This window comes from Azospirillum largimobile (assembly GCF_977007025.2).
Genome location: NZ_CDRMUA020000001.1, coordinates 1,647,382 through 1,671,042 on the forward strand (window position 1 = coordinate 1,647,382; position 23,661 = coordinate 1,671,042).

The window sequence follows — 23,661 nt, forward strand, 5'->3', positions numbered from 1 at the left end:
CCGCTCAGTCGTTAACGTTCCCGCGCATCTTCTTCACTTCCGACCGCTTGGCCTTCCCTTCCAGGCGCCGCTCCTTGGAGCCCTTGGTCGGCTTGGTCGGGCGGCGGGGCGGCGGCGGCGGGGCGGCGGCGTCGCGGATCAGGTCAATCAGGCGCTCGCGGGCGTCCTCGCGGTTGCGGATTTGCGAGCGGTGGCGGTCGGCCACCAGGATCAGTACGCCGTCCTGGGTCAGGCGGGACCCAGCGAGCCGCTCCAACCGATAGCGCACCGGGTCGGGCAGGTTCGGCGAGCGTCGCACGTCGAAGCGAAGCTGGACCGCCGTCTCCGTCTTGTTGACGTGCTGGCCGCCGGGGCCGGAGGCGCGGACGAATTCCTCCTGCAGTTCGTTTTCGTCCAGGCTGATGCGGGGGGTGACCCTGATCATTCAGTCCTCTCCGACGGTGGCTCCAGCGGATGGCGGGCACGGAAGGCGCGGGCGAGTGCGGCAAAGCCGGCGACGTCGATCTCCTCCGCCCGCGCGGTCGGGGCGAGGCCGGTCTCCTCCAGCAGGGCTTCGGCGTTGCCCAGCGACTTCAGGCTCTGGCGCAGCATCTTGCGGCGCTGGCCGAAGGCGGCGGCGGTGACCTGCTCCAGCGCGCGCCAGTCCGCCGGCTCCGGGTTGGCGCGCGGGGTCAGGTGGACGACCGTCGATTCGACCTTCGGCGGCGGGGTGAAGGCGCGCGGCGGCAGGTTGAACAGCACGCGGGCGTCGGAGCGCCATTGCGTGATGACCGACAGCCGGCCATAGGCCTTGCTGCCGGGCTTCGCCACCAGCCGGTCTGCGACCTCCTTCTGGAACATCAGGGTCAGGCTGACATAGGCCTCGATCCGCGCCAGCCAGCCCAGCAGAAGCGGTGTCGCCACGTTGTAAGGCAGGTTGGCGACGATGGCGCGCGGGGCGGGGGCGAGATCCTCAGGGTCCACCGTAAGGGCGTCGGCCTCGACGATGGACAGCCGGCCCTGGGACGCCTCGATCACGTCCTGCAGCGCCTCGATGAAACGGCGGTCGCGTTCGATGGCGATGACCTTCACCGCGTTGGTCGCCAGGAGCGCGCGGGTCAGGCCGCCGGGACCGGGACCGACCTCGATGGCGGTGGTGCCGGCCGGCAGGTTGGCCGAGCGGGCGATCCGCCCCGTCAGGTTCAGGTCGAGCAGAAAATTCTGACCCAGCGACTTGCGCGCCTCCAGCCCGAAGCGCGCGATCACGTCGCGCAGCGGCGGCAGGGCGTGCGGGTCGAAGGCGGCGGGCGCGGCGGCGGCGGCAGGGGCGGAGGTCGGGTCGGTCATTCCCGACTTATAGGCATCCCCCGCGCGCTTCACCAGACGGCAGTTTGCCCCGATCGCTGACTTCGTATTTCAGGTGCTTGCAGCAACATTGCATATAGAAAGCCCTTCTCCCCTTGCGGGAGAAGGGTTGGGATGAGGGGAAACCGGCCGTAGGCCGCTGGATTCTCTAAATTCGCAACCCCTCACCCCAACCCCTCTCCCACAAGGGGAGAGGGGCTTTCAACAGTTGCTACAGCAGGCGGCGCAGCAGCACGACGGCGACCACGCCGGCCGCCACCGCCACCACCATCGGCACACGGCGGGCGATCAGGCAGACGAAGGCGGCGGCCAGCGCATCGGACGGGCGCGACAGGGCGGCGGGCGCCACCAGCGCCACCAGCACCGCACCCGGCGTGGCTTCCAGCGCCGCATTGGCCACCGGGCCGAGGCGCACCCGCGCGATCAGCCACGGCCCGCCGATCCGGGTCATCCAGGTGACCAGCGCCCCGCCCAGCACGATGGCGAGGAGGCTCCAGTCCAGATGCAGCGACTCAAGCATCGCTCGCCCTCCCCTGCCACTTGGCTTGAACGGCAGCGACGGCGCCGCCGGCCAACGCGCCGGCGATGATGTGCCAGGTGCCGCCGGGCGACAGGGCATGGACGGCCAGGGCGGCGGCGGCGCTCGCCAGCCAGGGCGGCAGCGAGCCGACGCCTCGCCAGAATCCGGCGAGCAGGCAGAGGAAGACGGCGATGAAGGTGAAATCCAACCCCCAGGCGTTCGGGTCGGCGATCAGCGCCCCGGCCAGCGTGCCGGACACCGTGCTGGCGAGCCATGCCAGATAGAGAGTCGCCGCCACCCCGTACCAGTAGGCCAGCGTCAGCTCCGGCCCGCGGCGCAGCGCCAGCGCCCATTGCTCGTCGGTCATGAAGAACAGCGCCAGACCGGCCCGTGCCCGCGGAATGCCGCGGAAACGCGGTTCCAGCGTCGCCCCCATCAACAGGTGGCGCAGGTTGACCAGCAGGATGGCCCCGACCACCGCCAGCCCGGCGCTGCCCCCGCTCCCATTCTTGTCCAGCAGTTCGACCGCGACGAACTGGGAGCTGCCGGCGAAGACCAGCGCGCTCATCAGCCCCATGTCCAATGCCGACAGCCCGGCCTTGGCGGCGAGGCTGCCCAGCAGGAAGCCGAAGGGAACGGCGCCCGCCACGATGGGCAGGGAATGGACGACACCCGCCGCGAACTCCTGTCGCGGGGATGCCGGGATGGTGATGCTGTCCGTGCTCATAAGTGTGCCATATGCTTGCTCATGGGCGGCAAGCTAGGCGGCCGAGGCGCGCACGTCTTGGACGGGATTGCTGCCGCGCCGGTATTGACCGGGAGAGACGCCGACCCGCCCCTTGAACACCCGGTTGAAATGCGCCTGATCGCAGAAGCCGCAGGCCAGCGCCACGTCGGCGAGCGGCAGCGGCCCGGCGAGCAGCCGCTTGGCCTGCGCGACCCGCCGGTCGGTCAGATAGCCATGCGGGGTCGTCCCCACCGCCGCCCGGAAGACGCGCAGCAGGTGGAACCGGCTAAGCCCGGCCGCCTCCGCCAGATCGGCCAGTTCGACCGGGCTGTCGAGATGGGCGTCCAAGAATTCCCGCGCACGGCGTACCGCCGCCGGCTCCCGCCCCGCCTCGCGCGGGCGCGCACTCAGGTCGCCGTGGCGCAGGGCCAGCGCGGTGAAGGCGCGCAGCGCGTCGGTATCGGTGCGCAAGGGGTCTCGATTCGGCCCCTCCAGCCCATGGTGCAGGCCGCGCAGGGCCTGGAACAGTTCCGGGTCGTCCAGTTCGGTGGCGGCGAAATGCGGCGCGACCGGCCGGCCGAGCGCGTCGGCCATCGCCTGTTCGAACAGGGCCACCGACGGGTAGAACATGCGGTAGGCATAGCCGTCCGCGGCCGGCCGCCCGTCATGCAGAACCTCCGGGTCGAGCACCACCACCTGCCCGGCCCGCGCCACCCGCTCGCTGCCACGGCAGCGGTACAGCTCGGTTCCGGCGGTGATGACGCCGACCACATAGGTCTCGTGCGTGTGCGGCGCGTAGCTGTGGCGCTGGAAGCGGGCGTTCAGGCATTCCATGCCGTCGAAGCGCGCTTCCCGCCACAGCCGGGCGAAGTCGCCGCCGGCGGCCGGCGTCTCGAAGAGTGCGGATTGCTGGTCCATGCCGCAGTCTAACAGGCGGGCGCGGCGGTCGTCTTGGACAGGATTGTTGCGGCGGGACCGCAGACTACCCCATCACGCGCCGGCCGACGGCATGCTCCGCCGGGTCGCCGGGATGCTCGGGGAACGAAACCCCATGGGACGGCTGGTGGCTGTCATGGACAAGACACGCATCGGCGATCAGCGGCCACAGGTGGGAGCGGAGGAAGCGCTGGTCCTGCCAGCGGTCGGCCTCCGCCGCAGCGAAGCGTTCGATCAGCGGTTCCAGCGGCGGCAAAAGGCCCGCGGTCCCGCCCCACATGCCCGCCAGCATCAGTTCGCTGTGCAGCGGGTGGTCGCGCATGACGTGGAAGGGCTTGCCCGAGGCGATCCACGCCTCCACCGCCGCCCGCTCGCGCGGACCGACGCGCGAATCGCAATCGCGGCAGACGAAACGGCGGACGTTCGGATCGTCGGAGGCCAGGAACCGCCAGTAGAGGCCAATGACCGGGCCGCTGCCGGGCGGCATCACCACCCGTTCCGCGCCCAGTTCGTCCAGCTCCGCCAGAATCTCCGGCGGCACGCTGTCGTCGTGGTAGATCCGGCAGGTCCAGCCGGGATAGACCGACCGCACCAGCCGGGCATTCTCCACCGCACCACGGCGGTAGATGTCGGCCGTTCCCCACAGGCTGAAGGCCACCACGTCGCGGATGCGCCGCTCCGGAGCGGCCGGGCGGTCCCGAAGCGGCGGCAAAGCCAGCGCCGCGCCCTCCTGCACCGCGATCCGCTTTTTCATCGTCAGGAGCCTGTCGCCCTCGGCCAAAGCCTCCGCCTCCCGATAGGACTGGAAGAGAAGGATGGCGAGGTTTTCACGCGCGTCGAGAAAATCGGGCGCCAGCGCCACCGCCCTGCCCAGGATGGGCGCCGCCTGTTCCAGCGCCGCCAGATCCAGTCCGCCCGCTTGCCGGGTCAGGACGCCGAGGTTGAAGACAGCCCCGACATGGTCGGGCTGCAGAACCAGTGCCTGCCGGTAGCGGGACTGCGCATCGTCCGCCCGTCCGGCGCGGGAGAGGGCGTTGCCGAGTTGGAACATCCGCTCCGCCGTCGGCGGTTCCACGTCGATCAAGCGCGACAGGTCGGCGACCGCCAGTTCCGCCCGCCGCCCTTCCAGATGGTCGAGGCCGCGCAATTCCAGAAGCAGGGACAGGCGCTGCCGGGTCTCGCCGTCCTGCGGGTCGAGCGTCAACGCCCGGCCCAGCGCGTCGATGGCGGCGCCGGTGGCGCCCGTCATCTGCGCCGTCACGCCGAGAAGAGCCAGGACCGCCGCATCGTCGGGCTGCAGGACGGCGGCGCGGCGGTGGCTGACCATGGCTTCCGCCGGTTGTCCGAGCGCCTGATGGACCTTGCCGAGATCGCGGTGGTAATCGGCCACCTCCGGCCTGCCCCGCACCGCATCGGCGATATGCGGCGCCGCTTGCTCCAGCCGGCCGGTCTGGGCCAGCAGCATGCCCAGCAGATGGGATGCGGCATGGGTTTCGGGGGCGGCGTCGAGGATGCGGCCATAAAGGATTTCCGCCTCCCGCAGCCGCCCGGCCCCGTGATGGTCGACGGCGACCCGCAAGGCTTCCTGAATCGAGGCCATGACACTCCCCAAACACATCGCGGACAATGACGGGCGACACGGCCGATAACATGCCGGCCGGCGCGTTACACACTGTTACACAGCCGCACCCTGCTGGATATTGTCCAGTTACAGTCGCGCGCGATCATGGTCGCTCACCAAGAACAACAATGTTTCAGGGGCGACTGCCATGACGATGTCAACCTCCAAGACCATGACCCGCGACGTTGTGACCCCCGTCACATCGTCACCTTCGTCGTGTCCACCGTGACCGGCATCATGCTGCTTCTGCATTGGAACGCCGGGCTGGTGCGCTTCTCCCACGAATGGCTGAGCGTGGTGTTTTCCGCCATCGCGCTCTGGCATCTGGTGAAGAACTGGCGCGCCTTCATGGGATATCTCAAGCGCCATGCGGCGCAGGCGGCCTTCGTCACCAGCATCATCGTATCGGTGGTCTTCACCGGCATGACCGGCACCACCGGCGGCGGCGGGGTCAATCCGGGCGCGGTGTTCGGCGCGCTGTCCGCCGCCCGGCTGGAAGCGGCGGCGCCGGCCCTGGGCATGACGCCGGACAAGGCGGTGGAAGTGCTGAAGGCCGCGAACATCGAGGCCGCGCCGGGCGAGACACTGACCGCCATCGGCGAGCGCGCCGGCAGGACCGGGGCGTCGGTCGCCAGCATGCTGGCCGCCCAGCGGCCGCGCTGACGCCTATTATTCCTCCTCCTCCCCGTCGCCGAGCAGATAGTCGATGTCGCCGCCGTCGAGCGCGCTGACCAGCCCCTTGCCCTCGATGGTGGCGGCGGACAGGCTGCCCTTGCGGCGCTGGAGATCGAGGATGCGCTCCTCCACCGTGTTGGCGGCGATCAGCTTGTAGACGAAGACCGGCTTGTCCTGGCCGATGCGATAGGCGCGGTCGGTCGCCTGATCCTCGGCCGCCGGGTTCCACCAGGGATCGTAATGGATCACCGTGTCGGCGGCGGTCAGGTTCAGGCCGCGGCCGCCGGCCTTCAGGCTGATCAGGAAGACCGGGACCTCGCGGTTCTGGAAGCGGTTCACCGGCAGGGCGCGGTCCAGCGTGCGGCCGGTCAGCTCGACATAGGGGATGGCGGCCTTCTCCAACTCCAGCTTGATCAGGTCGAGCATGGTGGTGAACTGCGAGAAGATCAGGATGCGCCGGCCTTCCGGCACCATCTCCTTCACCATCTCGGTCAGGGCGTCGAGCTTGGCGCTCGACCGCGCCTTGCCGCCCAGCGCGGCGATGGATTTCAGCAGGCGCGGGTCGCAGCAGACCTGACGCAGCTTCAACAGCGCGTCGATCACCGCGATGGCGTTCTGGCCCAGCCCCTTGCCGCTGGCGGCCAGCGCCGCGCGCACCGTCTCGTTCACCGACAGGCGGATGGTCTCGTACAGGTCGCGCTGGTCGCGGTCGAGGTCGATGCGCACCACCACCTCGGTCTTCGGCGGAAGCTCCTTCGCCACCGCCTCCTTGGTGCGGCGGAGCAGGAAGGGGCGGATGCGGCGCATCAGCAGGTTGGCGCGGGTGTTGTCGCCACGCTTTTCGATGGGGACGCGATAACGCTTGCCGAAATCCTTGCGGTCGCCCAGCAGCCCCGGCATCAGGAAGGCGAACTGGCTCCACAGCTCGCCCAGATTGTTCTCCACCGGCGTGCCGGACAGGCAGAGCCGGTGCCGCGCCGGCAGCGCCGCCACCGCGCGGGTCGCCTTGCCGTCGGGGTTCTTGATCGCCTGCGCCTCGTCCAGAACGATCATGTGCCAGGTCAGCCGCTTCAGCAGGTCGATGTCGCGCGCCACCACGCCATAGGTGGTCACGACGATGTGGGCGCGGTCGATGTCGGCCAGCTTGCCGTGACGGTCGACGCCATGCAGCACCACCACCCGCAGATGCGGGGTGAAGCGTTCCGATTCCGCCACCCAGTTGGGTACGAGGCTGGTCGGCACCACCACCATGCAAGGCTCGGTCAGCCGCCCCTCGTGCTCCTCCATCGCGATATGGGCCAGCGTCTGGGCGGTCTTGCCCAGCCCCATGTCATCGGCCAGGATGCCGGCGACGTTGTTGGCGCGCAGGCTCTGCATCCAGGCGAGGCCGGCGCGCTGGTAGTCGCGCAGCTCGCCCTTGAAGCCCGGCGGCGGCGTCATGTCGCCGGGCATCTCGTCGGCGCGCAGGCGCTGGAGATAGCCGTCGATCTGCGCCGTCTCGTCGCCGCGCCGGGCGATCAGGTCGTCGATGTCCAGCAGGGAGTCCGCCTCGGCCAGCGGCACCTTCAGCCGGTCGCCGCTGCTGCGCCCGCTGTCCAGCATCGCTTCGAGAACGCTGAGCAGCCGCTCGATCCGCTCGGCCGGCAGGGCCAGGACGTTGCCGTCGTCCAGCACGATATGGGCGCGGCCGTCGATGATGCGGGTGGTCGACAGGCCGCCCTTCTCCACCAGCCGGGCCAGGATGGGCAGAAGCGGCTGGCGTTCGCCGTCGATCTCGACGCCGACATCCAGGTCGAACCAGCCGTCGCCGGCGTCGCGCACCGCGACCTCCACCTCGGCCCCCGGCTCGATCACCTTGGTGCCGAAATCGGCGCCGACCTCCATGACCCAGCCGGCCTTGGTCAGGGCCGGGACCTCGGTGGTGAGGAAATGCTGCCAGCGCTCCTCCACGTCGCGGCCGGTCAGCCAGTGGACGCGCGAGCCGCGGGCGTTCAGCGCACCCTTCGGCGGCTCGATCCGCGCCTGGGCGAAGCCGAGGCCGGACAGACGGTCCAGCGCCGCCTGCTCGTCGGCCTTGTCGCGGCGGACGAAGGTGACGTCGCCGAAATCATCCTCGTAGCGGGCGAACTGGCGCTGGTCGTCGGGCTCGATCTCCACCGGGCGGCCGGGTTCGCCATAGTCGAAGGACAGGCGCAGCACGTCGACCAGCCCGTCGGCCGGCGTCACCACGCGGCCCAGCCGCGCGATGATGCGCGGCGACCGCTCGACGATGGCCGCGGCATCGGCGGCTCCGCTGCGCACGCCGGGAATGCCGGTGTCGCGGAAACTGGAACCCGGCATCGACGGCGGCGGGGTGATGCGCGGCATCGACGCCGCCCCCGGTTTCGAGGGACCGCCGCGCGACGGGCCGAACAGGCGGGACGGCGTCGCTTTGGACGGAACCGGCGGCGGGACGGGAGCGGGCGGCACCGGCTTGGCCTTCGGCACCTCGACCACCTGGAGATCGACGGGGAAGACGGTGCCGGTGGCGCTGTCGACGCACCAATAGGTCTGGCCCTTCACCAGAACACTGCGTTCGGGCAGGCCGGTCGGGCGCAACTTGCGGGTGGCGGGGTCACGGAAGGTCCGGACGGTGCGGCCCGGCGCCTCGGCCAGCGGGGTGCCATCACGCCAGCGCAGCCGCCCGGTGGAGAGCAGGCGGCGCAGCAGGCGGTCCACCGCCTCCCCCCGGCTCTTGGCGACGGGCGTGCGCTCGGTCCCGCCGCCGCCGAGCAGGCGGGCGATGGCACGGTCGGCGTCGCCGTCGAGCGAGCGCGGCGCCTTCGCCAGCACGTCGCGCGGGGTGGCGGGGCTGCTGTCGGCCGATCCCTCCGCCACGAACTCCGCCAGGATGTAGCAGGCGACATCGCCCTGCCCCGGCTCCAGGGTCCAGCGCAGGCTGCGCACCGGCTCCGGCTTCGGCGGGGCCGGCGGAGGCGGAGGAGGCGCGATGGTGCGGATCGGCGGCGGAACCGGCGGGCGGACCAGCGACAGCGGGGTCTTCGGTGCTGGGGGCGCAGGCGGCGCGGGCGTAGCCGCGGGCGGCTTCGGCTGGGGAGCCGGCGAAAGGCTTGCCGGCGCGGTCGCCGGGGATGGGATCGGGGGCGGTGGCGGGGGCGGCGCGATCGGCGCCTTCAGGTCGGCGACGTCGAACAGGGAGGCGCGGCGCCATTCCGGGCGGCTTTCCAGCGCCAGCATCGCCGCCGCGGCCATATGGGCGCAGGCGTTGCGTCCGCAGCTGCAGGTCCGCTCCAGCACGACGCTGCGCTTGCCCTGCACCGGGGTCACCGTCACCGACAGGCGGCGGCCGAGATCGCTGACCTCCGCCTCGATCCGGTCGCCGCCGGCAGGTCCCAGCGTCGCCGCACCGGTCATCATCAGCGTGCGGCCGCGCTGCAGCGTCTTGGCATCGAAGACGCGCGTCAGGTCCTCCTGGGCGAAGGGGACGGCGGCGCCACCCGAAGGGCCACGCGGCAGGGCATCGAATAGCGACATGCGGTGCGGAAGTGACCTGGCCGGAACGGAACGGAAACGGGGCGTCGGTATAGGACCTTGCGCCGCGGGACGCAAGCCCCTGGCTCAAGCTTGCAGGGGTGTCAGGCTTCCGGGGGCTCGAACCTCCGGGTCACGCGCGACCGCCCGTCATACCACAGGACGCCGCCGGCTTCATCCCGATTGGTGGTTTATCCGCGGGCACCGGGGAAGACCCGGCCGGCGAGTTCGCACAGTCCGGCGCCGCTGCCGAAATGGTAGGCCACGCGGCGGATGGTCCCCTCGACGAAGGACGGGTCGCCGGCATGGACCAGCAGGGCGAGCCCGAGCGCGAGAGCCCCCAACAGCCAGGGCGAGACGCGCAGGCGCGGCGCGCCGTCCTTCCGGCTGGTCCACAGGAACAGCAGGACCGACAGGCCGCCGATCAGCAGCCCGGCCACCACCTCCGCCCCCGAATGGGCCGATACCGCGACACGGGACGCGCCGATGGCCAGCACCAGCGCCACCGCCGCCAGCGGCAGGCCGATCCTGAGCCAGACGGATCGGGCGTCGCGCGCAGCCAGTGCAGCCACGGAACCGTAGAAGACGGTGGCGAAGGCGGCGTGCCCGCTGGGGCTGACGAAACGGTCGCCGGCGAACAGCGAGGGGAACAGCGGAAAGTCCGGCAGGCCGCAGCCATGCCCCACCAGCTTCAGCACCACCATGATACCGAGGCAGAGCGACAGCGCCAGCAGCCAGCGCAGCGCCAGCGGCGCCGAATGGTGCCGCCAGAGGGCGGTGGCGTAGAGGGCGGAAAGCGGGACGAGAAGGCTGCTGCTGCCCAGATGGGTGATGGCGCCGCTGGCGGTGGCGAACATCGGGACCCCGTGCATGGTGGTGGAGGCGGCGGAGGAAGGAACGGCTTTGCCAGATGGTGCGGCGCAGCACGAACGACAAGGGCCGGGAAATTCCGCCCCGCCCTACCCCTCCACCTGATCGGCGCGCGCGTCGGCGATGACGCAGTTGCGGCCGGACCGCTTCGCCTCGTACAGCGCCTCGTCGGCGCGGCGGATGAGGCCCTCGGCCGTGTCGCCCAGCCGGCCGCCGATGGAGATGCCGATGGAGACGGTCACGTTGATCTCGCCGCGGTCGGCCGACACGGCGAAGGGGGTGTCGGCGATGCGCGAGCGCAGGCGTTCGGCGACGATCAGCGCAGCTTCCCCGTCGGTGTCCGGCAGGATGACGACGAACTCCTCACCGCCCAGCCGGGCGACGAGGTCGAAGGTGCGCAGGTTGCGGCTGGCGCGCGCCGACACCTCGCGCAGCACCTCGTCGCCGATGGCGTGGCCGTAGGTGTCGTTGACGACCTTGAAGTGGTCGATGTCGAACATCAGCACCGACACCGGCTTGTGGCTGTCGATGGCGCGTTCCAGCAGTCGCGGCAGATGGGCGTTGACATAGCGGCGGTTGAAGACGCCGGTCAGGCTGTCGGTCAGCGCCATCGACAGGCTCTGCTCGTAATTGGAGCGCAGCCGTTCCTGATAGCGCTTGCGCCGGATCTGGGTGCGGGCGCGGGCCAGCAGTTCGTTCCGGTCGACCGGCTTGACGACGTAGTCGTTGGCGCCGAGTTCCAGCCCCTTGGCCACTTGCCCCAGGTCGCCCTCGTCCACCATCAGCAGGATCGGCACCTGCCGCGTCCGCTCGTGCGAGCGCAGCTGCGAACAGAGCCGCAGCCCGTCCTCGTTCAGCAGGGTCAGGCTGACCACCACGAGGTCCAGTTCGCTTCCCAGCGCGCGTTCCAACGCCTTGGCGCAGGTGTCGGCCGACATCACCGTGTTGTGGTCGCGCCGCAGGGTCTCCGTCACCTTCTCCAGGTCGAGCATGGAATCCTCCAGCACCAGCACGGTGGCGTGCTCGAAGGATTCGCTCAGCATGGTGCCGCTGCGCTCGATGACGCCGAACTGGCCGGACGTGCTTTCGCGCAGCCGCCATTCGTCCATCATCATCTTCAGGCGGACCAGCGAGCGCACGCGCGCGAACAGCGCGATGTCGTTCACCGGCTTGGTCAGGAAATCGTCGGCCCCGGCCTCCAGCCCGCGCACCCGGTCGGCGATGTCGGACAGCGCCGTCACCATCACGACGGGGATGTGCATCGTGGCGGGGTCGGAGCGGATCTTCTCGCACACCTCGAACCCGTCCATGCCCGGCATCATCACGTCCAGCAGGACGATGTCCGGCGATTCCCGCCGCACCATCTCCAGCGCGTCCGGCCCGTTGTACGCCGTCAGCACATTGAAGTACTCGCGCGTCAGCTTCGCCGCGAGCAGCTTCACATTGGGCAGAACATCATCGACGACAAGGACACGCGCGGACATCGAAAGGCAAATTCCTGCAGAATTGCTACAGAGAAAACCGACTTACCCGAGAAACTTCTTGACGGTTTCGAGGAACTTCACGACCGAAATGGGCTTCGCCACATAATCCTCGCAGCCACCCTGGCGAATCTTTTCCTCGTCGCCCTTCATCGCGAAGGCGGTGACGGCCACGACAGGGATCGATTTCAGATCGGGATCGTCCTTGATCCAGCGGGTGACCTCCAGCCCCGACACCTCGGGCAGTTGGATGTCCATCAGGATCAGGTCGGGATGGTGCTGGCGGGCCAGCCGCATCGCATCCATGCCGTCGCGGGTCTGCAGCGTGTCGTAGCCGTGCGCTTCGAGCAGGTCATGAAAGAGCTTCATGTTCAGCTCGTTGTCCTCGACGATGAGGACGGTCTTCGTCGGCTTACCACCGGCCAAGGTTGGACCGCCCGGCTCCGCTGACATGCATCCTCCCCTGGGTCAGGCCCCCGCCTTCACGCCATCCGATACCCGGTTGCGCCCGCCATTCGACCATCGGGCGGCGGGTACCCGTGCGGCATCGCACTCCGGTATACCCCCTTTCTGAATAGGTCGCGACGGTTAAATAGTCGTTACCCGACCAATGGACGGCACCCCTGACACCGTTCATTGCCCTGTCCGGACAGGAAAAAAGCCGCCCGCGTCGGGCGCGGACGTCTTTGTTCGAGCAGGTGCGTGGCGGGTGCCCCGTCTCAGGCGGCCTGCCTGGTCTTCCGCCTGATGTCGCACTTGCGCTTGGCGTCGCGGCGGCGGGCGCCCTTGGCGCCGTACATCATGGCGTCGGCACGGCGCATCACCTCGTCCTCGCTGTCGTCGGCGCCATAGGGCTGGGTGCCGACGGAGAAGCGGACCGGCAGGCTGTGCCCGCCCCATTCCACATGGGTGGCGTCGGCGATGGCCGCCAACTGCCGGGCGCGGGCGAGGCCGCTGGCGGTGTCGGTGTTGGTCAGCAGCACGGCGAACTCGTCGCCGCCCAGCCGGGCGACCACATCCTCCTGGCGGACATTGCCGACGATCATGCGCGCGACCTGCCGCAGATAGGCGTCGCCGGCGACATGGCCGTGGGTGTCGTTGATCGCCTTGAACCCGTCCAGGTCGATCATGACCAGCAGGCCGCCGGCGGACCCGTTGCGGCGGGCGGACGCCAATTCGCGGCGGAAGTGGCTGTAGAAACCGCGCCGGTTCAGCAGCCCGGTCAACTCGTCCGTCATCGTCAGGCTTTCGAGGTAGGCGATGCGCTCCTGCAACTCGGCGATCGTCTCCTTTGCCTCGGCGAGCAGTTCGATCGTCTCGTCCAGCGTCTGGCGCTCGGTCCCCCGCAGAAGCCCGACGCGCGAAGCCAGCGCGACCGGCGACCAGCCCACCGGCACGTCGAAACGGTCGGAGGCATGATGCTTCAGGTCCAGGGCGGCGACGATGGCGTTCATGGGGTCGGCTCCTCTGATGAAGGTCGGAACACTTCGACCTCATCCAAGCAACCACCGTGCCAACCCGACGGACCCCGCAGATGCCAGGCATTTTATCGATCGGCGGCGAATTGTGCCTGCCGATCACCGGCCGGGCATGGAGCGTCTTTCCCACCCGGCCGGCATCTTCTGCCCACCGCCGCTCTTTGGTGGCAGGAAATCCCTGCCGGGCAGCGGTCACACCCGCCTCAAGGCGGCGGTTCACACCACCCGGTCGGGCGCCGGACGGCCGGCCATCACCGCGTCGATGTTGTCCAGGGCCTTGAAGCCCATGGCGTTGCGGGTCTCCACCGTGGCGCTGCCCAGATGCGGAAGCAGGAAGGCGTTGGGCAGGTCGCGATAGCCGGGATGCAGGTTGGGTTCGTTCTCGAACACGTCGAGCCCGGCCGCTGCCAGCCGTCCCCTCTTCAGCGCATCGATCACGGCGGCGTCGTCCACCACGCTGCCGCGCGCGGTGTTGACCAGGATGGCTCCCGGCGGCAACCGCTCGATCCGCTGGGCGTTCAGCCAATGGCGGGTCTCCGCCGTGGCGGGGAAGTGGAGCGACAGGACATCGCAGACCGCCAGCATCTCCTCCGGGTCGGCATGGTGGGTGGCGCCCAGTTCCAGTTCCGGGGTCAGGCGGCGGCGATTGCTGTAGTGGATCGCCATGCCGAAGGCGCGGGCGCGGGCCGCCACCGCCTGGCCGATGCGGCCCATGCCGACGATGCCCAGCCGCTTGCCGCCGACATGGGTGCCCATCAGCTGGGTCGGGGTCCAGCCGGGCCAGGCATTCGCCCGGATCATCCGCTCCCCCTCGGACGCACGGCGCGCGGCACCCAGCAGGAGAAGCAGAGCGATGTCGGCGGTGGCGTCGGTCAGCACGTCGGGCGTGTTGGTGACGGTCAGGCCGCGGGCGCGCGCCGCCTCCAGGTCGATGTGGTCGGTCCCGACGGAGAAGGTCGCCAGCACCCGCACCCGCTGCGGCAGGGCGGCGATGGCGGCGGCGTCGAGCCGGTCGCCGGCGCAGCACAGGACGGCATCGGCCCCCGCCTCCGCGGCGCGGGCGGCGATCTCCGCCCCGCCGAAGGCCCGGTCTTCGGGGTTGAGGATCGCCCGGTAATCGCGCGACGCCCGCGCCTCCACCGCATCGGGAAGGCGGCGGGTCAGCAGCACCACCGGACGGGTGGCGGCGTCCAGCGGGGTCTCGGCAGGGCTTGTCATTCGGGCTGTTCCCTTCCATTGATTAGGAATCAAGGGTGGCGGCTCTTTCGGACCGCGGCAAAAACACCCATACTTCACCCAGAGCCGTCAATCACCTGTGGATCCCGTCTTGCTCGACCGTCTCTCTGCCCTGCCGGCGACCGTCGGCACGGTCCTCGCCGCCACCGTCACCGCCGGTGCGCTCCTCGCGGCCACTCCCGTCCTGGCACAGCCGGCCGCCACCTCCATGGCGGCGGTCGCGGCCAAGATCCAGCCGCACCGGGCGATCTACGCCATGTCGCTGGGATCGGCGCGCAACGGGTCGAAGGTCAGCGACGTCCGCGGCCGCATGATGTTCGAATGGGCCGACGCCTGCGACGGCTGGACGACGGAGCAGCGTTTCCAGCTGCGCTTCGTCTACAGCGAGGGCGATGACATGGCGATGAACACCAACTACACGACGTGGGAGGCGAAGAACGGCATGCGCTACCGCTTCAACGTCCGCAAGCTGGTGAACGGCGAGCTGGACGAGGAGGTGCGCGGCGAGGCGAACCTGCAGGCCGACGGCGCCGGCACCGCCCAGTTCACCAAGCCGGAACCGCAGGAGATGGAGCTGCCGGCCGGCACCATGTTCCCCACCGCCCACACGCTGGCGATCCTCGACCATGCCGAGCGGAACGAGCCCTTCTTCACCCGCACCATCTTCGACGGATCGGATGCGGAGGGACCGACCGAGGTGTCGACCGTCGCCGGCAAGCCGGGCGCGCCGAAGGAAGCCGGCAAGGATCCGCTGCTGAAGGTGGGCAAATCCTGGCCGGTCCGCATGGCCTTCTTCCCGCTGCAGAGCGATTCGGCGCAGCCGGAATATGAGATGAGCCTGCGCCTGCTGGAGAACGGCATCGCCGAGTCCATGCAGATCGACTATGGCGATTTCACCGTCAACGCCGTGCTGGAGAAGATCGAGGCGCTGCCGAAATCGGGCTGCTGACGGTTGGCCGCCCCGTGACAATCATGCCTGCATCATCGCATCAGGTGGAAGAACGGCTGTTTCCCTGTTGATCGCGACTCGTTGCTGCGTTTAACTGTGGGTTGAGTTTTGCGCAACAGGCCGACTCGGCCCCATCAAGGGGGTGCGGGCGGCCGTCGAAGGGTTTGTCCGTCATGAGCAAGAAGCATGTCCAGATCGGGCAGGTTTTCCAACCGGTCGGCACCGCCGGCGTCCGCGGTTGGCGGGTGACGGCGACGGTCAACCTGCTGGGTATCCCCCACGCCCGCGTCGTCAGCACCGAAGACGACGGCGTGTCGAAGACCCTGAGCTGCTCGGTCCTGGCCGACACCAGCCACTACCGCCTGATCGCGGCGGCACCGTCGGGTGGGATGGCGGCGTAAATAGAGACTTGAAAGGCGTCAGCCGGCTCCCCCCACCCTAACCCTCCCCCGCTGGGCGGGGGAGGGGACCGGTGCTGAAGCGGGAGAGTGGCGGCAGTTCCTCCCCCACCCAGTGGGGGAGGTTAGGTGGGGGTCTAACGCGACAAGACGCCGAGCCCCCTACTCCTCCCCCCGCCGCTCGCGCAGCTTGGCCCAATAGTCCAGCCGCTTGCGCAGGTCGCGCTCGAATCCCCGTTCCACCGGCTGGTAGAACTCGCGCCGAGCCATGCCTTCGGGGAAGTAGTTCTGGCCGGAGAAACCCTCCGCCGTATCGTGGTCGTATTCGTAGCCCTTGCCGTAGCCGATGGTCTTCATCAGCTTGGTCGGCGCGTTCAGGATATGCTTGGGCGGCATCAGCGAGCCCGTCTCCTTCGCCGCGCGCACCGATGCCTTGTAGGCGGTATAGCCGGCGTTCGACTTCGGCGCCGTCCCCAGATAGATGACCAGCTGCGCCAGCGCCAGCTCGCCCTCGGGGCTGCCGAGCCGCTCATAGGCCTCCCACGCCGCGATGGCCTGGGTCAGGGCGTTGGGATCGGCCAGCCCGACATCCTCCACGGCAAAACGGGTCAGGCGCCGGGCGATGTAGCGCGGGTCCTCCCCGCCGTCCAGCATGCGGCTGTACCAGTAGAGCGCCGCGTCGGTGTCGGACCCGCGCAGCGATTTGTGCAGGGCGCTGATGAGGTTGTAATGCCCCTCCTGCGCCTTGTCGTACAGCGGGGCGCGGCGCTGGATGGTGGCGGCGAGCGCGTTGGTGTCCAGCACCGTCTCGCCGGGCAGTGCGAACAGCTCCTCGCACAGGTTCAGGCAGAATCGGCCGTCGCCGTCGGCCATCGCCTTCACCGCGGCGCGCGCATCGGCATCCAGCGGCAGGGGCCGGCCCATCTCCGCCTCCGCCCGCGACAGCAGCTTTTCCAGCGCCGTGTCGTCCAGCCGGTTCAGCACGAACACCTGGGCTCGCGACAGCAAGGCGGCGTTCAGTTCGAAGGACGGATTCTCGGTGGTGGCGCCCACCAGCGTGACGGTGCCATCCTCGACGAAGGGCAGGAAGCCATCCTGCTGCGAGCGGTTGAAACGGTGGATCTCGTCGATGAACAGCAGGGTGCCCTGCCCCGCCACCCGCCGGGCACGCGCAGCGTCGAAGATCTTGCGCAGGTCGGCGACGCCGGAGAAGACCGCCGAAAGCGGTTCGAAATGCAGGTCGGTGCTGTGGGCCAGCAGGCGGGCGATGGTGGTCTTGCCGCAGCCGGGCGGCCCCCACAGGATCATGGAGGCCAGCCGCCGCGCCGCGACCATGCGGCCGAGCGGCCCGTCCGGTTTCAGCAGATGGTCCTGGCCGACCACCTCGTCCAGCGTGCGCGGGCGCAGCCGGTCGGCGAGCGGGCGGGGAGCCGCCGACTCGAACAGCCCGGCATCCCCGCCCGACTCGCCGCGTTTCGCCATGGCCGCTGCCTCAGCGCGCCGCGCCGCAGCGCTGGTAGCACTGCTTCAGTTGGAAGCTGCAGTTGTCGGTCGGGCTGAAGGGAGTCGAATCGGCGCGGTCGATGCCGCCCTGGTTGCGCGCGGCCACCGAATCCATGCACACATTGTGGCTGCGCTCGCACTGGGCCTGGCAGGAGGCGCCGACATCGGCGCCGGTGCCATTATCCAGGCGCAGGGACTGGTCGTCGGCGCCGCCGCGCGGGGTCGAGGGGCCGGGCACGACGGTGACGGTGGGCGCCGGGCCCGAAGCGGCCGGACGGTCGGACGGACGGTCGGCGCAGGCCGACAGGCCGAGCAAGGCGACGGCCACCAGCGGGGCGATGAGACGGACCGGACGGAACATAGCCACGACGGCTCCTATTCTTCTTGTTGTGAGGACGGTCGCGGGCATGGCGGAATGCCACACCCCTCTGGACCATCCCCCGTTCGGTCCCCACTATGCCGACAACCGCATCAAGAAGGGAATGACTGAAATGACACCGGAATCGGACGGCAGATCAACACGCAACCCGCCGCGCCACCGCTCTCTGCGGCTGCTGCTGGCGCTGCTGGTCCTTGGTCTGGTCATGCTGGCCTCGCGCGCGCTGGCCCTGCCCAACATCGGCATGGGCGAGATGATCATCCCGATGTTGGGCGGGCTGTTCGTGGCGGTCGCCATCGTCATGATCGTGCGCCGCGACCGTGCCGACCGCGACGCCCTGCCCCCGTCCCGGCGCAACCGCCAGGACCAGGGCATGCCGGACTGATCCGAGGTTTCCCGTGTGATCACGCTTCAAGCGGCTTCGCTTGAAGCGACCACACTCTAGACGAACTTGAAGCTGAGCAGGCCGCCGACCACCACGACCAGAAGGACGGTGGCCACCAGCATCAGGCGCTTTTCGATGATCTGCTGAACCTGCGGCCCGTAGAAGTGCAGCAGGATGGCGATCATGTAGAATCGGGAAAAGCGCGCGACGATCGAACAGAGGATGAAGACCGTCAGGTCCAGATGGGCGAATCCGGCGGTGATCGTCAGCAGCTTGTAGGGGATCGGCGTCACCCCCTTCAGGATCAGGAACCAGGGGCCGAACTCGGCGAACATCTCCTGGAAATGCTGGAACGACTCCTGCGCATTGTAGAAGTCGATGATCATCCGTCCGACGCTCTCGAACAGATAAAAGCCCAGCGCATAGCCCAGCAGCCCGCCCAGCAGCGACGCCAGCGCGCAGATGTTGGTGTAGAACCACAGCTTCTTGGGCTTCTCCAGGCACATCGGCACCAGCATCACGTCCGGCGGCAACGGGAAGAAGGAGCTTTCGGCGAAGGAGATCGCCGACATCCACCAAACGGCATCGTCGCGGGCGGAGAGGCGCTGGAGGCGCGTGTAAAGGGAACGCAACATTCGACCGGCCACATAAGAGAAAACCCTTCCTCCGGGGGGTGGCCCGAAGGAAGGGTCTAATATATCACCGATATCGGCGGTTCCGTCCTGCACAACACGGGGTCCTGGGACCCGATGCCGCACGGGGCGAGAAACCGGCGCGATGCCCGGTCATGTTACTCGGCGGTCTCGCCTTCGGCCTCGGCGACATCCTGCGTCGGGCCGGAGTTCTGGCCCTTGGCGGAGACATCGCGCTCGACCAGCTCGAACACGGCCATGTCGGCGGCATCGCCATAGCGGAAGCCGGCCTTCAGGACGCGGCTGTAGCCACCCTGACGGTCCTTGTAGCGGTCCGCCAGAACGGTGAACAGCTTGGTGACCGTCTCGTTGTCGCGCAGCTGGGCGAAAGCCAGGCGACGGTTGGCCAGGCCACCCTTCTTGCCGAGCGTGATCAGCTTGTCGACGATCGGACGCAGGTCCTTCGCCTTCGGCAGGGTGGTGGTGATCTGCTCGTGCTTGATCACCGCGTTCGCCATGTTCGAGAACATGGCCTTGCGGTGGCTGCTGGTCTTGCTGAACTTACGTCCCGAAACGCCGTGACGCATGGCGGTCCTCCTTCATGGCTTGGCCCCCCTCGGGGAGCCGATCGTGAACCCCGCCGCCCAGTCGAAATGCTGGTACGGCTGTGGGGTCGGGCCGTGGCGGCCCTGGGAAACGCGCCCTTCCCGCCTGACGACGGAAAGGGCGCGGAAAACGCGAGATGCTTAGTACGGCTCTTCCAGACGCTTGGCCAGCTCTTCGATGTTCTCCGGCGGCCAGTTCGGGATTTCCATACCGAGGTGCAGGCCCATCTGGGACAGCACTTCCTTGATCTCGTTCAGCGACTTGCGGCCGAAGTTCGGGGTGCGGAGCATTTCCGCCTCCGTCTTCTGCACCAAGTCGCCGATGTAGACGATGTTGTCGTTCTTGAGGCAGTTGGCCGAACGGACCGACAGCTCCAGCTCGTCCACCTTGCGGAGCAGGTTCTTGTTGAACGGAACCTCCTCGTGCTTCTCCTCGGAGACGGCGTGCGTCGGCTCCTCGAAGTTGATGAACAGCTGCAGCTGGTCCTGCAGGATGCGGGCGGCCAGAGCCACCGCGTCGTCCGGCTTGACCGAACCGTTGGTCTCCACCGTCATCGACAGGCGGTCATAGTCGGTGACCTGCCCGACGCGGGCATTGTCGACCTTGTAGGACACCTTGCGCACGGGCGAGAACAGGGCGTCGATCGGGATCAGGCCGATGGGCGCGTCTTCCGGACGGTTCTGGCTGGCCGGGACATAGCCCTTGCCGGTCTCGACCGTCAGTTCCATGTTCAGGCGCGCGCCGTTGTCCAGCGTGCAGATCACCAGTTCCGGATCCATGACCTGGATGTCGGGACCGGTCTCGATCATGCCGGCCTTGACCTCGCCCGGGCCTTCGGCGCGCAGACGCATGCGCTTCGGGCCGTCGCCGCCCATGCGCAGACCCATCGTCTTGATGTTCAGGACGATGTCGGTCACGTCCTCGCGGACGCCGGGAATGGACGAGAACTCGTGCAGCACGCCGTCGATGTGGATCGAGGTGACGGCGGCACCCTGCAGCGAGGAGAGCAGGATGCGGCGCAGCGCGTTGCCGAGGGTCAGACCGAAGCCGCGTTCCAGCGGCTCGGCGACCACGGTCGCGAAGCGGTCGGCGTCGTCACCGGGCTGGATGTCCAGCTTGCTCGGCTTAATCAGTTCCTGCCAGTTCTTCTGAAGCACGGATCGACCTCAAGATGCCATCGGGTGGACACGAACCCGCGGGGCCCGAACCATTCCCATGCTGAGGGGGCCGCGATGGCAGCGGCCCCCTGTCCCGGAACGGTCGGTCCCCGCGGGTGCGGAAACGGTACTGGATCAGACGCGACGCTTCTTCGGCGGGCGAACGCCGTTGTGCGGGATCGGCGTGACGTCGCGGATCGAGGTGATCTGGAAGCCGATCGACTGCAGGGCGCGCAGGGCGGACTCACGCCCCGAACCCGGACCCTTCACTTCGACTTCCAGGGTCTTCATGCCGTGTTCCTGGGCCTTGCGGCCGGCGTCCTCGGCAGCGACCTGGGCGGCGTAGGGCGTCGACTTGCGCGAACCCTTGAAGCCCATGGTGCCCGACGACGACCAGGCAATGGTGTTGCCCTGCGCGTCGGTGATGGTGATCATCGTGTTGTTGAACGAGGCGTTCACGTGAGCGACGCCGGCGGTGATGTTCTTGCGCTCGCGACGACGCAGGCGCTGAGAAGCGGCGGAGGGCTTGGCCATTTTGCGTTCGTCCTCTTACTTCTTCTTGCCGGCGATCGGCTTGGCCGGACCCTTGCGGGTGCGGGCGTTCGTGTGGGTGCGCTGGCCGCGGACCGGCAGGCCCTTGCGGTGACGCAGGCCACGGTAGCAGCCCAGGTCCATCAGACGCTTGATGTTCATGGCGACTTCACGACGAAGATCGCCCTCGACGCGGTAGTCGGCGTCGATGGTCTCGCGGATCTTCAGGACTTCGTCGTCCGTCAGCTCGTTCACGCGACGCTCGGCCGGGATTTCCAGCTTCGCGCAGATTTCCTTGGCCTTGAAGGGGCCGATGCCATGGATGTAGGTCAACCCGATCTCCACGCGCTTCTGCGCGGGGATGTTGACGCCAGCGATACGCGCCACGTTACTCTCCTCGATCTCGATATCTCAACGGCAGCCCGTCGGGCCACCTACACACCGAGCAAATCCCGTCCGGCACAAGGCCGCGACCAGGAACGCACAATGTTACCCGCCACCCGGTGGGGCGGCGAGAGGGTGGGACTATAGAAAAACCCCGGAACTTGTCAAGGCCGATTACTCGGCAGGAACCGCCGGCCGCACAAGCCCCGGCGCGGTATCGAGCGGTTCGCGGCCGGGGTCGGCGTCGTTGACCGACATATCCCTGGCCGGAACCGGGCTCCGCGGCAGCCGCCCCGCATTCAGAAGCGCGCGGTCGCGGTTCACCTGCGGCAGGTCGAGACTCAGCTTCAGCTCGATGTTGCGCCAGATCTGGCGCAGGCGCTGGACATGCAGATCCTCGCCGATGGCCTGCACCACCGAGTCCAGGTTCTCCAGCGTGATGCCGCGGTCGGCCACCAGCACCGTGCCCTTGCCGTCCGTCTTGGGGCAGTTCAGCGCCTGGACCAGCCGGGGCCGCGACTCCGGCCGCGCCATGAAACGCTCGATGTCGAAGATGGTCCGCACATTGACGACCCGCAGCGCCTCGATCTGGTCGAGGTCGAGCGCGAGAATCAGCTGGGCCTGGGCCACCCAGTCCATCGTTTCGTAGATGCCGTAGGGTGTCTCCACGAACAGCAGGATTGGATTCGCGGTGGCGAGGTTCTGCACATCCTCGATCTCGAACTCGGCCAGCCGGAATTTGATGGACGAGTCGATGCCCAGGATCATGTCGATCGGATATTCGCGGATGAAAGCCTGCGCCCGCGGGTCGATCCGCCGGACCTGCAACTGCGGCACCCGGCTGAGCAGCGTCTGCAGGCCGAGCTTGGGGAAGAATCCGATCAGGAACGCCACGATCAGCTCCGGGACCCGGTCGCCGACCGCCCCTTCCGGCACCATCTGCGCCAGATCCATATAGCCGTGGTGCAGGGTGACCGCGGTAACGCAGGCCAGGATCATGTGGCCGGTCACGCGCAGGAAGGAGATCGGCGACAGGTCGTAGTTGGAGATTCGGCGAATCAGGTAATTGATCGACCAGACATAGGCGCCGAAGAAGGTGAAGGACAGCACCGCCACGGTCTGAAGCTGATAATGCACCAGATCGACCGGCGTGACCCCGTCGACTCCGTACAGCGTCATCCCGCTGAACAGTGGCTGGAAATGGTCCAGGCGATCTTTGCCCAGCAGCATGCCGCTGGAAGTCAGGAAACCGCTGAAGGACACCATGATGAAGACCAGGACGGGAAGAAAATAGGCCCGCCACTCCGACGGTTGCGTGTTGTCCGGTCCTTGCGGCAAGGCGCGGTATTTGTAGGCAGCGAACTCGAAGGACGGGATCAGCTGGTCGTGCTCGCGCCCCTCGATGCGGAAGACCGACTCCAGATCGGCGATGATCTTCTGCCTGACATTCTTGATGTTGGTACGGCCGATGAAGATCGTCAGCGGCAGAATGAAGGACAGGCCGAGCAGGCCCAGTGCGCTAAGCACCCGCAATTCGCCGATGAGATGGATGGCTTGGTCGAACATCGTACCCCCGGCATCCGGCCCAGCCGCACCGATTGCGGACGCGCAGGATTGAGACGGCGACCGCCCATTGATCGCATCACCGAAGGTTATACCTCCATCGCGCGTTTTTTAGGAGCTTATTGCTCGTGACAATCGGTAGCAGCCGATCCTGCCGGCCTGCCTAGAGGTCGGTACCGGCGGCGCGGTGCCGGAGGGCGTCGACCTGCGCCCGCACCCGGCCGAGATGCGGGTTGATCTTCAGCGCCGCGTCGAAGGCTCGCAGCGCCGGCTTCTCGTCACCCAGCGCCAGATAGACCAAACCCAGTTCCACCAGCGCCCCGAAATGGCGCGGCTCCAGCGACAAGGCGTGGCGCAGGTCCAGCATGGCCGACCGGTAGTCGCCCAGCATGTAATGGGTCGCGGCGCGCTTGTTCCAGCCTTCGGCATAGGAGGGGTCGCGGGCAACCACCGCATCGAAGGCGCGCAGAGCCGACTCGTAATCGTCGCCGTTCAGGCTGAGCACGCCGGCGCGCATGTCGCGGACCATCGCCGGGTCGGGATGGTCGAGCCAGAAGTCCCAGATATGCTCCTCCACCGATTCGGCATAGGCCGCGTCGGTGGTGCTGTGCAAGGCCTGGAAAAGGCTGTCCAGACGCAGATTCCCCTGCCCCGCCCCGGCCGGCACCCCGAGGGTCAGCAGCAAAAGCACTGTCAAGGAAAAGAAGCGCCGAATCATCATGCTCCAAATTTGGGCACGGATTCGACGCTCTGCC

At 68.3% G+C, this 23,661-nt stretch carries 25 protein-coding genes; 4 read left to right on the forward strand and 21 right to left on the reverse strand.

Annotated elements, in window-relative coordinates; translation table 11 throughout:
• Nucleotides 1-4 precede the first annotated feature (4 nt).
• From arfB to ACWPKK_RS07665, 6 genes are all read right to left on the reverse strand, one after another.
• On the reverse strand, nt 5-424 hold the full coding sequence (gene arfB, locus ACWPKK_RS07640) for an alternative ribosome rescue aminoacyl-tRNA hydrolase ArfB (protein WP_310112965.1): 420 nt from the start codon (nt 422-424) through the stop codon (nt 5-7).
• Entirely contained in the window at nt 421-1,326 is a 906-nt protein-coding gene (gene rsmA, locus ACWPKK_RS07645) for a 16S rRNA (adenine(1518)-N(6)/adenine(1519)-N(6))-dimethyltransferase RsmA (RefSeq protein WP_452002463.1), read from the reverse strand. The genes arfB and rsmA overlap by 4 nt, the downstream gene beginning before the upstream one ends.
• A 229-nt stretch (nt 1,327-1,555) precedes the next feature.
• Nucleotides 1,556-1,864, reverse strand: a complete 309-nt coding sequence (locus ACWPKK_RS07650) for an AzlD family protein (RefSeq protein WP_324866324.1) — start codon at nt 1,862-1,864, stop codon at nt 1,556-1,558.
• A complete protein-coding gene (locus ACWPKK_RS07655) occupies nt 1,857-2,591 on the reverse strand; it encodes an AzlC family ABC transporter permease (RefSeq protein WP_452002465.1) in 735 nt (244 codons plus the stop codon). The genes ACWPKK_RS07650 and ACWPKK_RS07655 overlap by 8 nt, the downstream gene beginning before the upstream one ends.
• A gap of 33 nt (nt 2,592-2,624) precedes the next feature.
• Nucleotides 2,625-3,509 carry an AraC family ligand binding domain-containing protein gene (locus ACWPKK_RS07660; protein WP_452002467.1) on the reverse strand — a complete coding sequence of 295 codons (885 nt, stop codon included), beginning with the start codon at nt 3,507-3,509 and terminating at the stop codon, nt 2,625-2,627.
• 64 nt (nt 3,510-3,573) lie between these two features.
• Nucleotides 3,574-5,127 (reverse strand): tetratricopeptide repeat protein, encoded by a 1,554-nt coding sequence (locus tag ACWPKK_RS07665; protein ID WP_452002470.1) that lies wholly within the window; start codon nt 5,125-5,127, stop codon nt 3,574-3,576.
• Between the two features lie 237 nt (nt 5,128-5,364).
• Between ACWPKK_RS07665 and ACWPKK_RS07670 the strand changes: the two genes are divergently transcribed.
• Complete coding sequence (locus ACWPKK_RS07670) at nt 5,365-5,811, forward strand: DUF4405 domain-containing protein (RefSeq protein WP_452002472.1); 447 nt, start codon at nt 5,365-5,367, stop codon at nt 5,809-5,811.
• Nucleotides 5,812-5,817: 6 nt separating this feature from the next.
• On the opposite strand, the gene ACWPKK_RS07675 is transcribed toward ACWPKK_RS07670, so the two are convergent.
• The 6 genes from ACWPKK_RS07675 to ACWPKK_RS07700 all read right to left on the reverse strand — a co-directional run bounded on the left by ACWPKK_RS07675 (nt 5,818) and on the right by ACWPKK_RS07700 (nt 14,401).
• Nucleotides 5,818-9,357: a DEAD/DEAH box helicase gene (locus ACWPKK_RS07675; protein WP_452002475.1), complete on the reverse strand. Its 3,540-nt coding sequence runs from the start codon at nt 9,355-9,357 to the stop codon at nt 5,818-5,820.
• 188 nt (nt 9,358-9,545) lie between these two features.
• A complete protein-coding gene (locus ACWPKK_RS07680) occupies nt 9,546-10,211 on the reverse strand; it encodes a phosphatase PAP2 family protein (protein WP_452002478.1) in 666 nt (221 codons plus the stop codon).
• 102 nt (nt 10,212-10,313) lie between these two features.
• The gene (locus ACWPKK_RS07685) at nt 10,314-11,708 is read right to left on the reverse strand and encodes a PleD family two-component system response regulator (RefSeq protein ID WP_324866310.1); all 1,395 of its coding nucleotides are present in this window, start codon (nt 11,706-11,708) and stop codon (nt 10,314-10,316) included.
• 42 nt (nt 11,709-11,750) lie between these two features.
• A complete protein-coding gene (locus tag ACWPKK_RS07690) occupies nt 11,751-12,158 on the reverse strand; it encodes a response regulator (protein ID WP_324866309.1) in 408 nt (135 codons plus the stop codon).
• A gap of 266 nt (nt 12,159-12,424) precedes the next feature.
• Nucleotides 12,425-13,159 carry a GGDEF domain-containing protein gene (locus ACWPKK_RS07695; protein WP_452002483.1) on the reverse strand — a complete coding sequence of 245 codons (735 nt, stop codon included), beginning with the start codon at nt 13,157-13,159 and terminating at the stop codon, nt 12,425-12,427.
• 240 nt (nt 13,160-13,399) lie between these two features.
• Nucleotides 13,400-14,401 carry a 2-hydroxyacid dehydrogenase gene (locus ACWPKK_RS07700; RefSeq protein ID WP_452002486.1) on the reverse strand — a complete coding sequence of 334 codons (1,002 nt, stop codon included), beginning with the start codon at nt 14,399-14,401 and terminating at the stop codon, nt 13,400-13,402.
• A 109-nt stretch (nt 14,402-14,510) separates the two neighbouring features.
• Between ACWPKK_RS07700 and ACWPKK_RS07705 the strand changes: the two genes are divergently transcribed.
• Both ACWPKK_RS07705 and ACWPKK_RS07710 read left to right on the forward strand, forming a co-directional pair.
• Nucleotides 14,511-15,368, forward strand: coding sequence for a cell envelope integrity EipB family protein (locus ACWPKK_RS07705; protein ID WP_452002489.1), 858 nt, complete (start codon nt 14,511-14,513; stop codon nt 15,366-15,368).
• A 173-nt stretch (nt 15,369-15,541) separates the two neighbouring features.
• Nucleotides 15,542-15,769 (forward strand): hypothetical protein, encoded by a 228-nt coding sequence (locus ACWPKK_RS07710; protein ID WP_310112945.1) that lies wholly within the window; start codon nt 15,542-15,544, stop codon nt 15,767-15,769.
• Between the two features lie 159 nt (nt 15,770-15,928).
• On the opposite strand, the gene ACWPKK_RS07715 is transcribed toward ACWPKK_RS07710, so the two are convergent.
• A complete protein-coding gene (locus ACWPKK_RS07715; protein WP_452002492.1) occupies nt 15,929-17,248 on the reverse strand; it encodes a replication-associated recombination protein A in 1,320 nt (439 codons plus the stop codon).
• Nucleotides 17,249-17,258: 10 nt separating this feature from the next.
• A complete protein-coding gene (locus ACWPKK_RS07720) occupies nt 17,259-17,636 on the reverse strand; it encodes a hypothetical protein (protein ID WP_452002495.1) in 378 nt (125 codons plus the stop codon).
• Between the two features lie 124 nt (nt 17,637-17,760).
• Here ACWPKK_RS07720 and ACWPKK_RS07725 point away from each other — a divergent pair, with 124 nt between their 5' ends.
• Nucleotides 17,761-18,033, forward strand: coding sequence for a hypothetical protein (locus ACWPKK_RS07725; RefSeq protein ID WP_149221945.1), 273 nt, complete (start codon nt 17,761-17,763; stop codon nt 18,031-18,033).
• Nucleotides 18,034-18,089: 56 nt separating this feature from the next.
• Here ACWPKK_RS07725 and ACWPKK_RS07730 read toward each other — a convergent pair whose 3' ends face one another.
• The 7 genes from ACWPKK_RS07730 to ACWPKK_RS07760 form a co-directional block, all read right to left on the reverse strand.
• The gene (locus tag ACWPKK_RS07730; RefSeq protein WP_149221946.1) at nt 18,090-18,668 is read right to left on the reverse strand and encodes a YqaA family protein; all 579 of its coding nucleotides are present in this window, start codon (nt 18,666-18,668) and stop codon (nt 18,090-18,092) included.
• Nucleotides 18,669-18,823: 155 nt separating this feature from the next.
• Nucleotides 18,824-19,252, reverse strand: a complete 429-nt coding sequence (gene rplQ, locus ACWPKK_RS07735; RefSeq protein ID WP_109049822.1) for a 50S ribosomal protein L17 — start codon at nt 19,250-19,252, stop codon at nt 18,824-18,826.
• Between the two features lie 159 nt (nt 19,253-19,411).
• Nucleotides 19,412-20,428, reverse strand: coding sequence for a DNA-directed RNA polymerase subunit alpha (locus tag ACWPKK_RS07740; RefSeq protein ID WP_085089782.1), 1,017 nt, complete (start codon nt 20,426-20,428; stop codon nt 19,412-19,414).
• Nucleotides 20,429-20,563: 135 nt separating this feature from the next.
• Nucleotides 20,564-20,962, reverse strand: a complete 399-nt coding sequence (gene rpsK / locus ACWPKK_RS07745) for a 30S ribosomal protein S11 (RefSeq protein ID WP_012974490.1) — start codon at nt 20,960-20,962, stop codon at nt 20,564-20,566.
• A 15-nt stretch (nt 20,963-20,977) separates the two neighbouring features.
• Entirely contained in the window at nt 20,978-21,346 is a 369-nt protein-coding gene (gene rpsM / locus ACWPKK_RS07750; protein WP_012974491.1) for a 30S ribosomal protein S13, read from the reverse strand.
• Nucleotides 21,347-21,517: 171 nt separating this feature from the next.
• Nucleotides 21,518-22,909, reverse strand: a complete 1,392-nt coding sequence (locus ACWPKK_RS07755) for a hypothetical protein (RefSeq protein WP_452002500.1) — start codon at nt 22,907-22,909, stop codon at nt 21,518-21,520.
• Nucleotides 22,910-23,069: 160 nt separating this feature from the next.
• Nucleotides 23,070-23,597 carry a tetratricopeptide repeat protein gene (locus ACWPKK_RS07760; protein WP_452004738.1) on the reverse strand — a complete coding sequence of 176 codons (528 nt, stop codon included), beginning with the start codon at nt 23,595-23,597 and terminating at the stop codon, nt 23,070-23,072.
• Nucleotides 23,598-23,661: the final 64 nt, after the last annotated feature.

Coding starts and splice junctions, on each gene's coding strand:
- arfB (WP_310112965.1), bottom strand. CDS start 424: ATGATCAGGGTCACCCCCCGCATCAGCCTGGACGAAAACGAACTGCAG.
- rsmA (WP_452002463.1), bottom strand. CDS start 1,326: ATGACCGACCCGACCTCCGCCCCTGCCGCCGCCGCCGCGCCCGCCGCC.
- ACWPKK_RS07650 (WP_324866324.1), bottom strand. CDS start 1,864: ATGCTTGAGTCGCTGCATCTGGACTGGAGCCTCCTCGCCATCGTGCTG.
- ACWPKK_RS07655 (WP_452002465.1), bottom strand. CDS start 2,591: ATGAGCACGGACAGCATCACCATCCCGGCATCCCCGCGACAGGAGTTC.
- ACWPKK_RS07660 (WP_452002467.1), bottom strand. CDS start 3,509: ATGGACCAGCAATCCGCACTCTTCGAGACGCCGGCCGCCGGCGGCGAC.
- ACWPKK_RS07665 (WP_452002470.1), bottom strand. CDS start 5,127: ATGGCCTCGATTCAGGAAGCCTTGCGGGTCGCCGTCGACCATCACGGG.
- ACWPKK_RS07675 (WP_452002475.1), bottom strand. CDS start 9,357: ATGTCGCTATTCGATGCCCTGCCGCGTGGCCCTTCGGGTGGCGCCGCC.
- ACWPKK_RS07680 (WP_452002478.1), bottom strand. CDS start 10,211: ATGTTCGCCACCGCCAGCGGCGCCATCACCCATCTGGGCAGCAGCAGC.
- ACWPKK_RS07685 (WP_324866310.1), bottom strand. CDS start 11,708: ATGTCCGCGCGTGTCCTTGTCGTCGATGATGTTCTGCCCAATGTGAAG.
- ACWPKK_RS07690 (WP_324866309.1), bottom strand. CDS start 12,158: ATGTCAGCGGAGCCGGGCGGTCCAACCTTGGCCGGTGGTAAGCCGACG.
- ACWPKK_RS07695 (WP_452002483.1), bottom strand. CDS start 13,159: ATGAACGCCATCGTCGCCGCCCTGGACCTGAAGCATCATGCCTCCGAC.
- ACWPKK_RS07700 (WP_452002486.1), bottom strand. CDS start 14,401: ATGACAAGCCCTGCCGAGACCCCGCTGGACGCCGCCACCCGTCCGGTG.
- ACWPKK_RS07710 (WP_310112945.1), top strand. CDS start 15,542: ATGAGCAAGAAGCATGTCCAGATCGGGCAGGTTTTCCAACCGGTCGGC.
- ACWPKK_RS07715 (WP_452002492.1), bottom strand. CDS start 17,248: ATGGCGAAACGCGGCGAGTCGGGCGGGGATGCCGGGCTGTTCGAGTCG.
- ACWPKK_RS07725 (WP_149221945.1), top strand. CDS start 17,761: ATGACACCGGAATCGGACGGCAGATCAACACGCAACCCGCCGCGCCAC.
- ACWPKK_RS07730 (WP_149221946.1), bottom strand. CDS start 18,668: ATGTTGCGTTCCCTTTACACGCGCCTCCAGCGCCTCTCCGCCCGCGAC.
- rplQ (WP_109049822.1), bottom strand. CDS start 19,252: ATGCGTCACGGCGTTTCGGGACGTAAGTTCAGCAAGACCAGCAGCCAC.
- rpsK (WP_012974490.1), bottom strand. CDS start 20,962: ATGGCCAAGCCCTCCGCCGCTTCTCAGCGCCTGCGTCGTCGCGAGCGC.
- ACWPKK_RS07755 (WP_452002500.1), bottom strand. CDS start 22,909: ATGTTCGACCAAGCCATCCATCTCATCGGCGAATTGCGGGTGCTTAGC.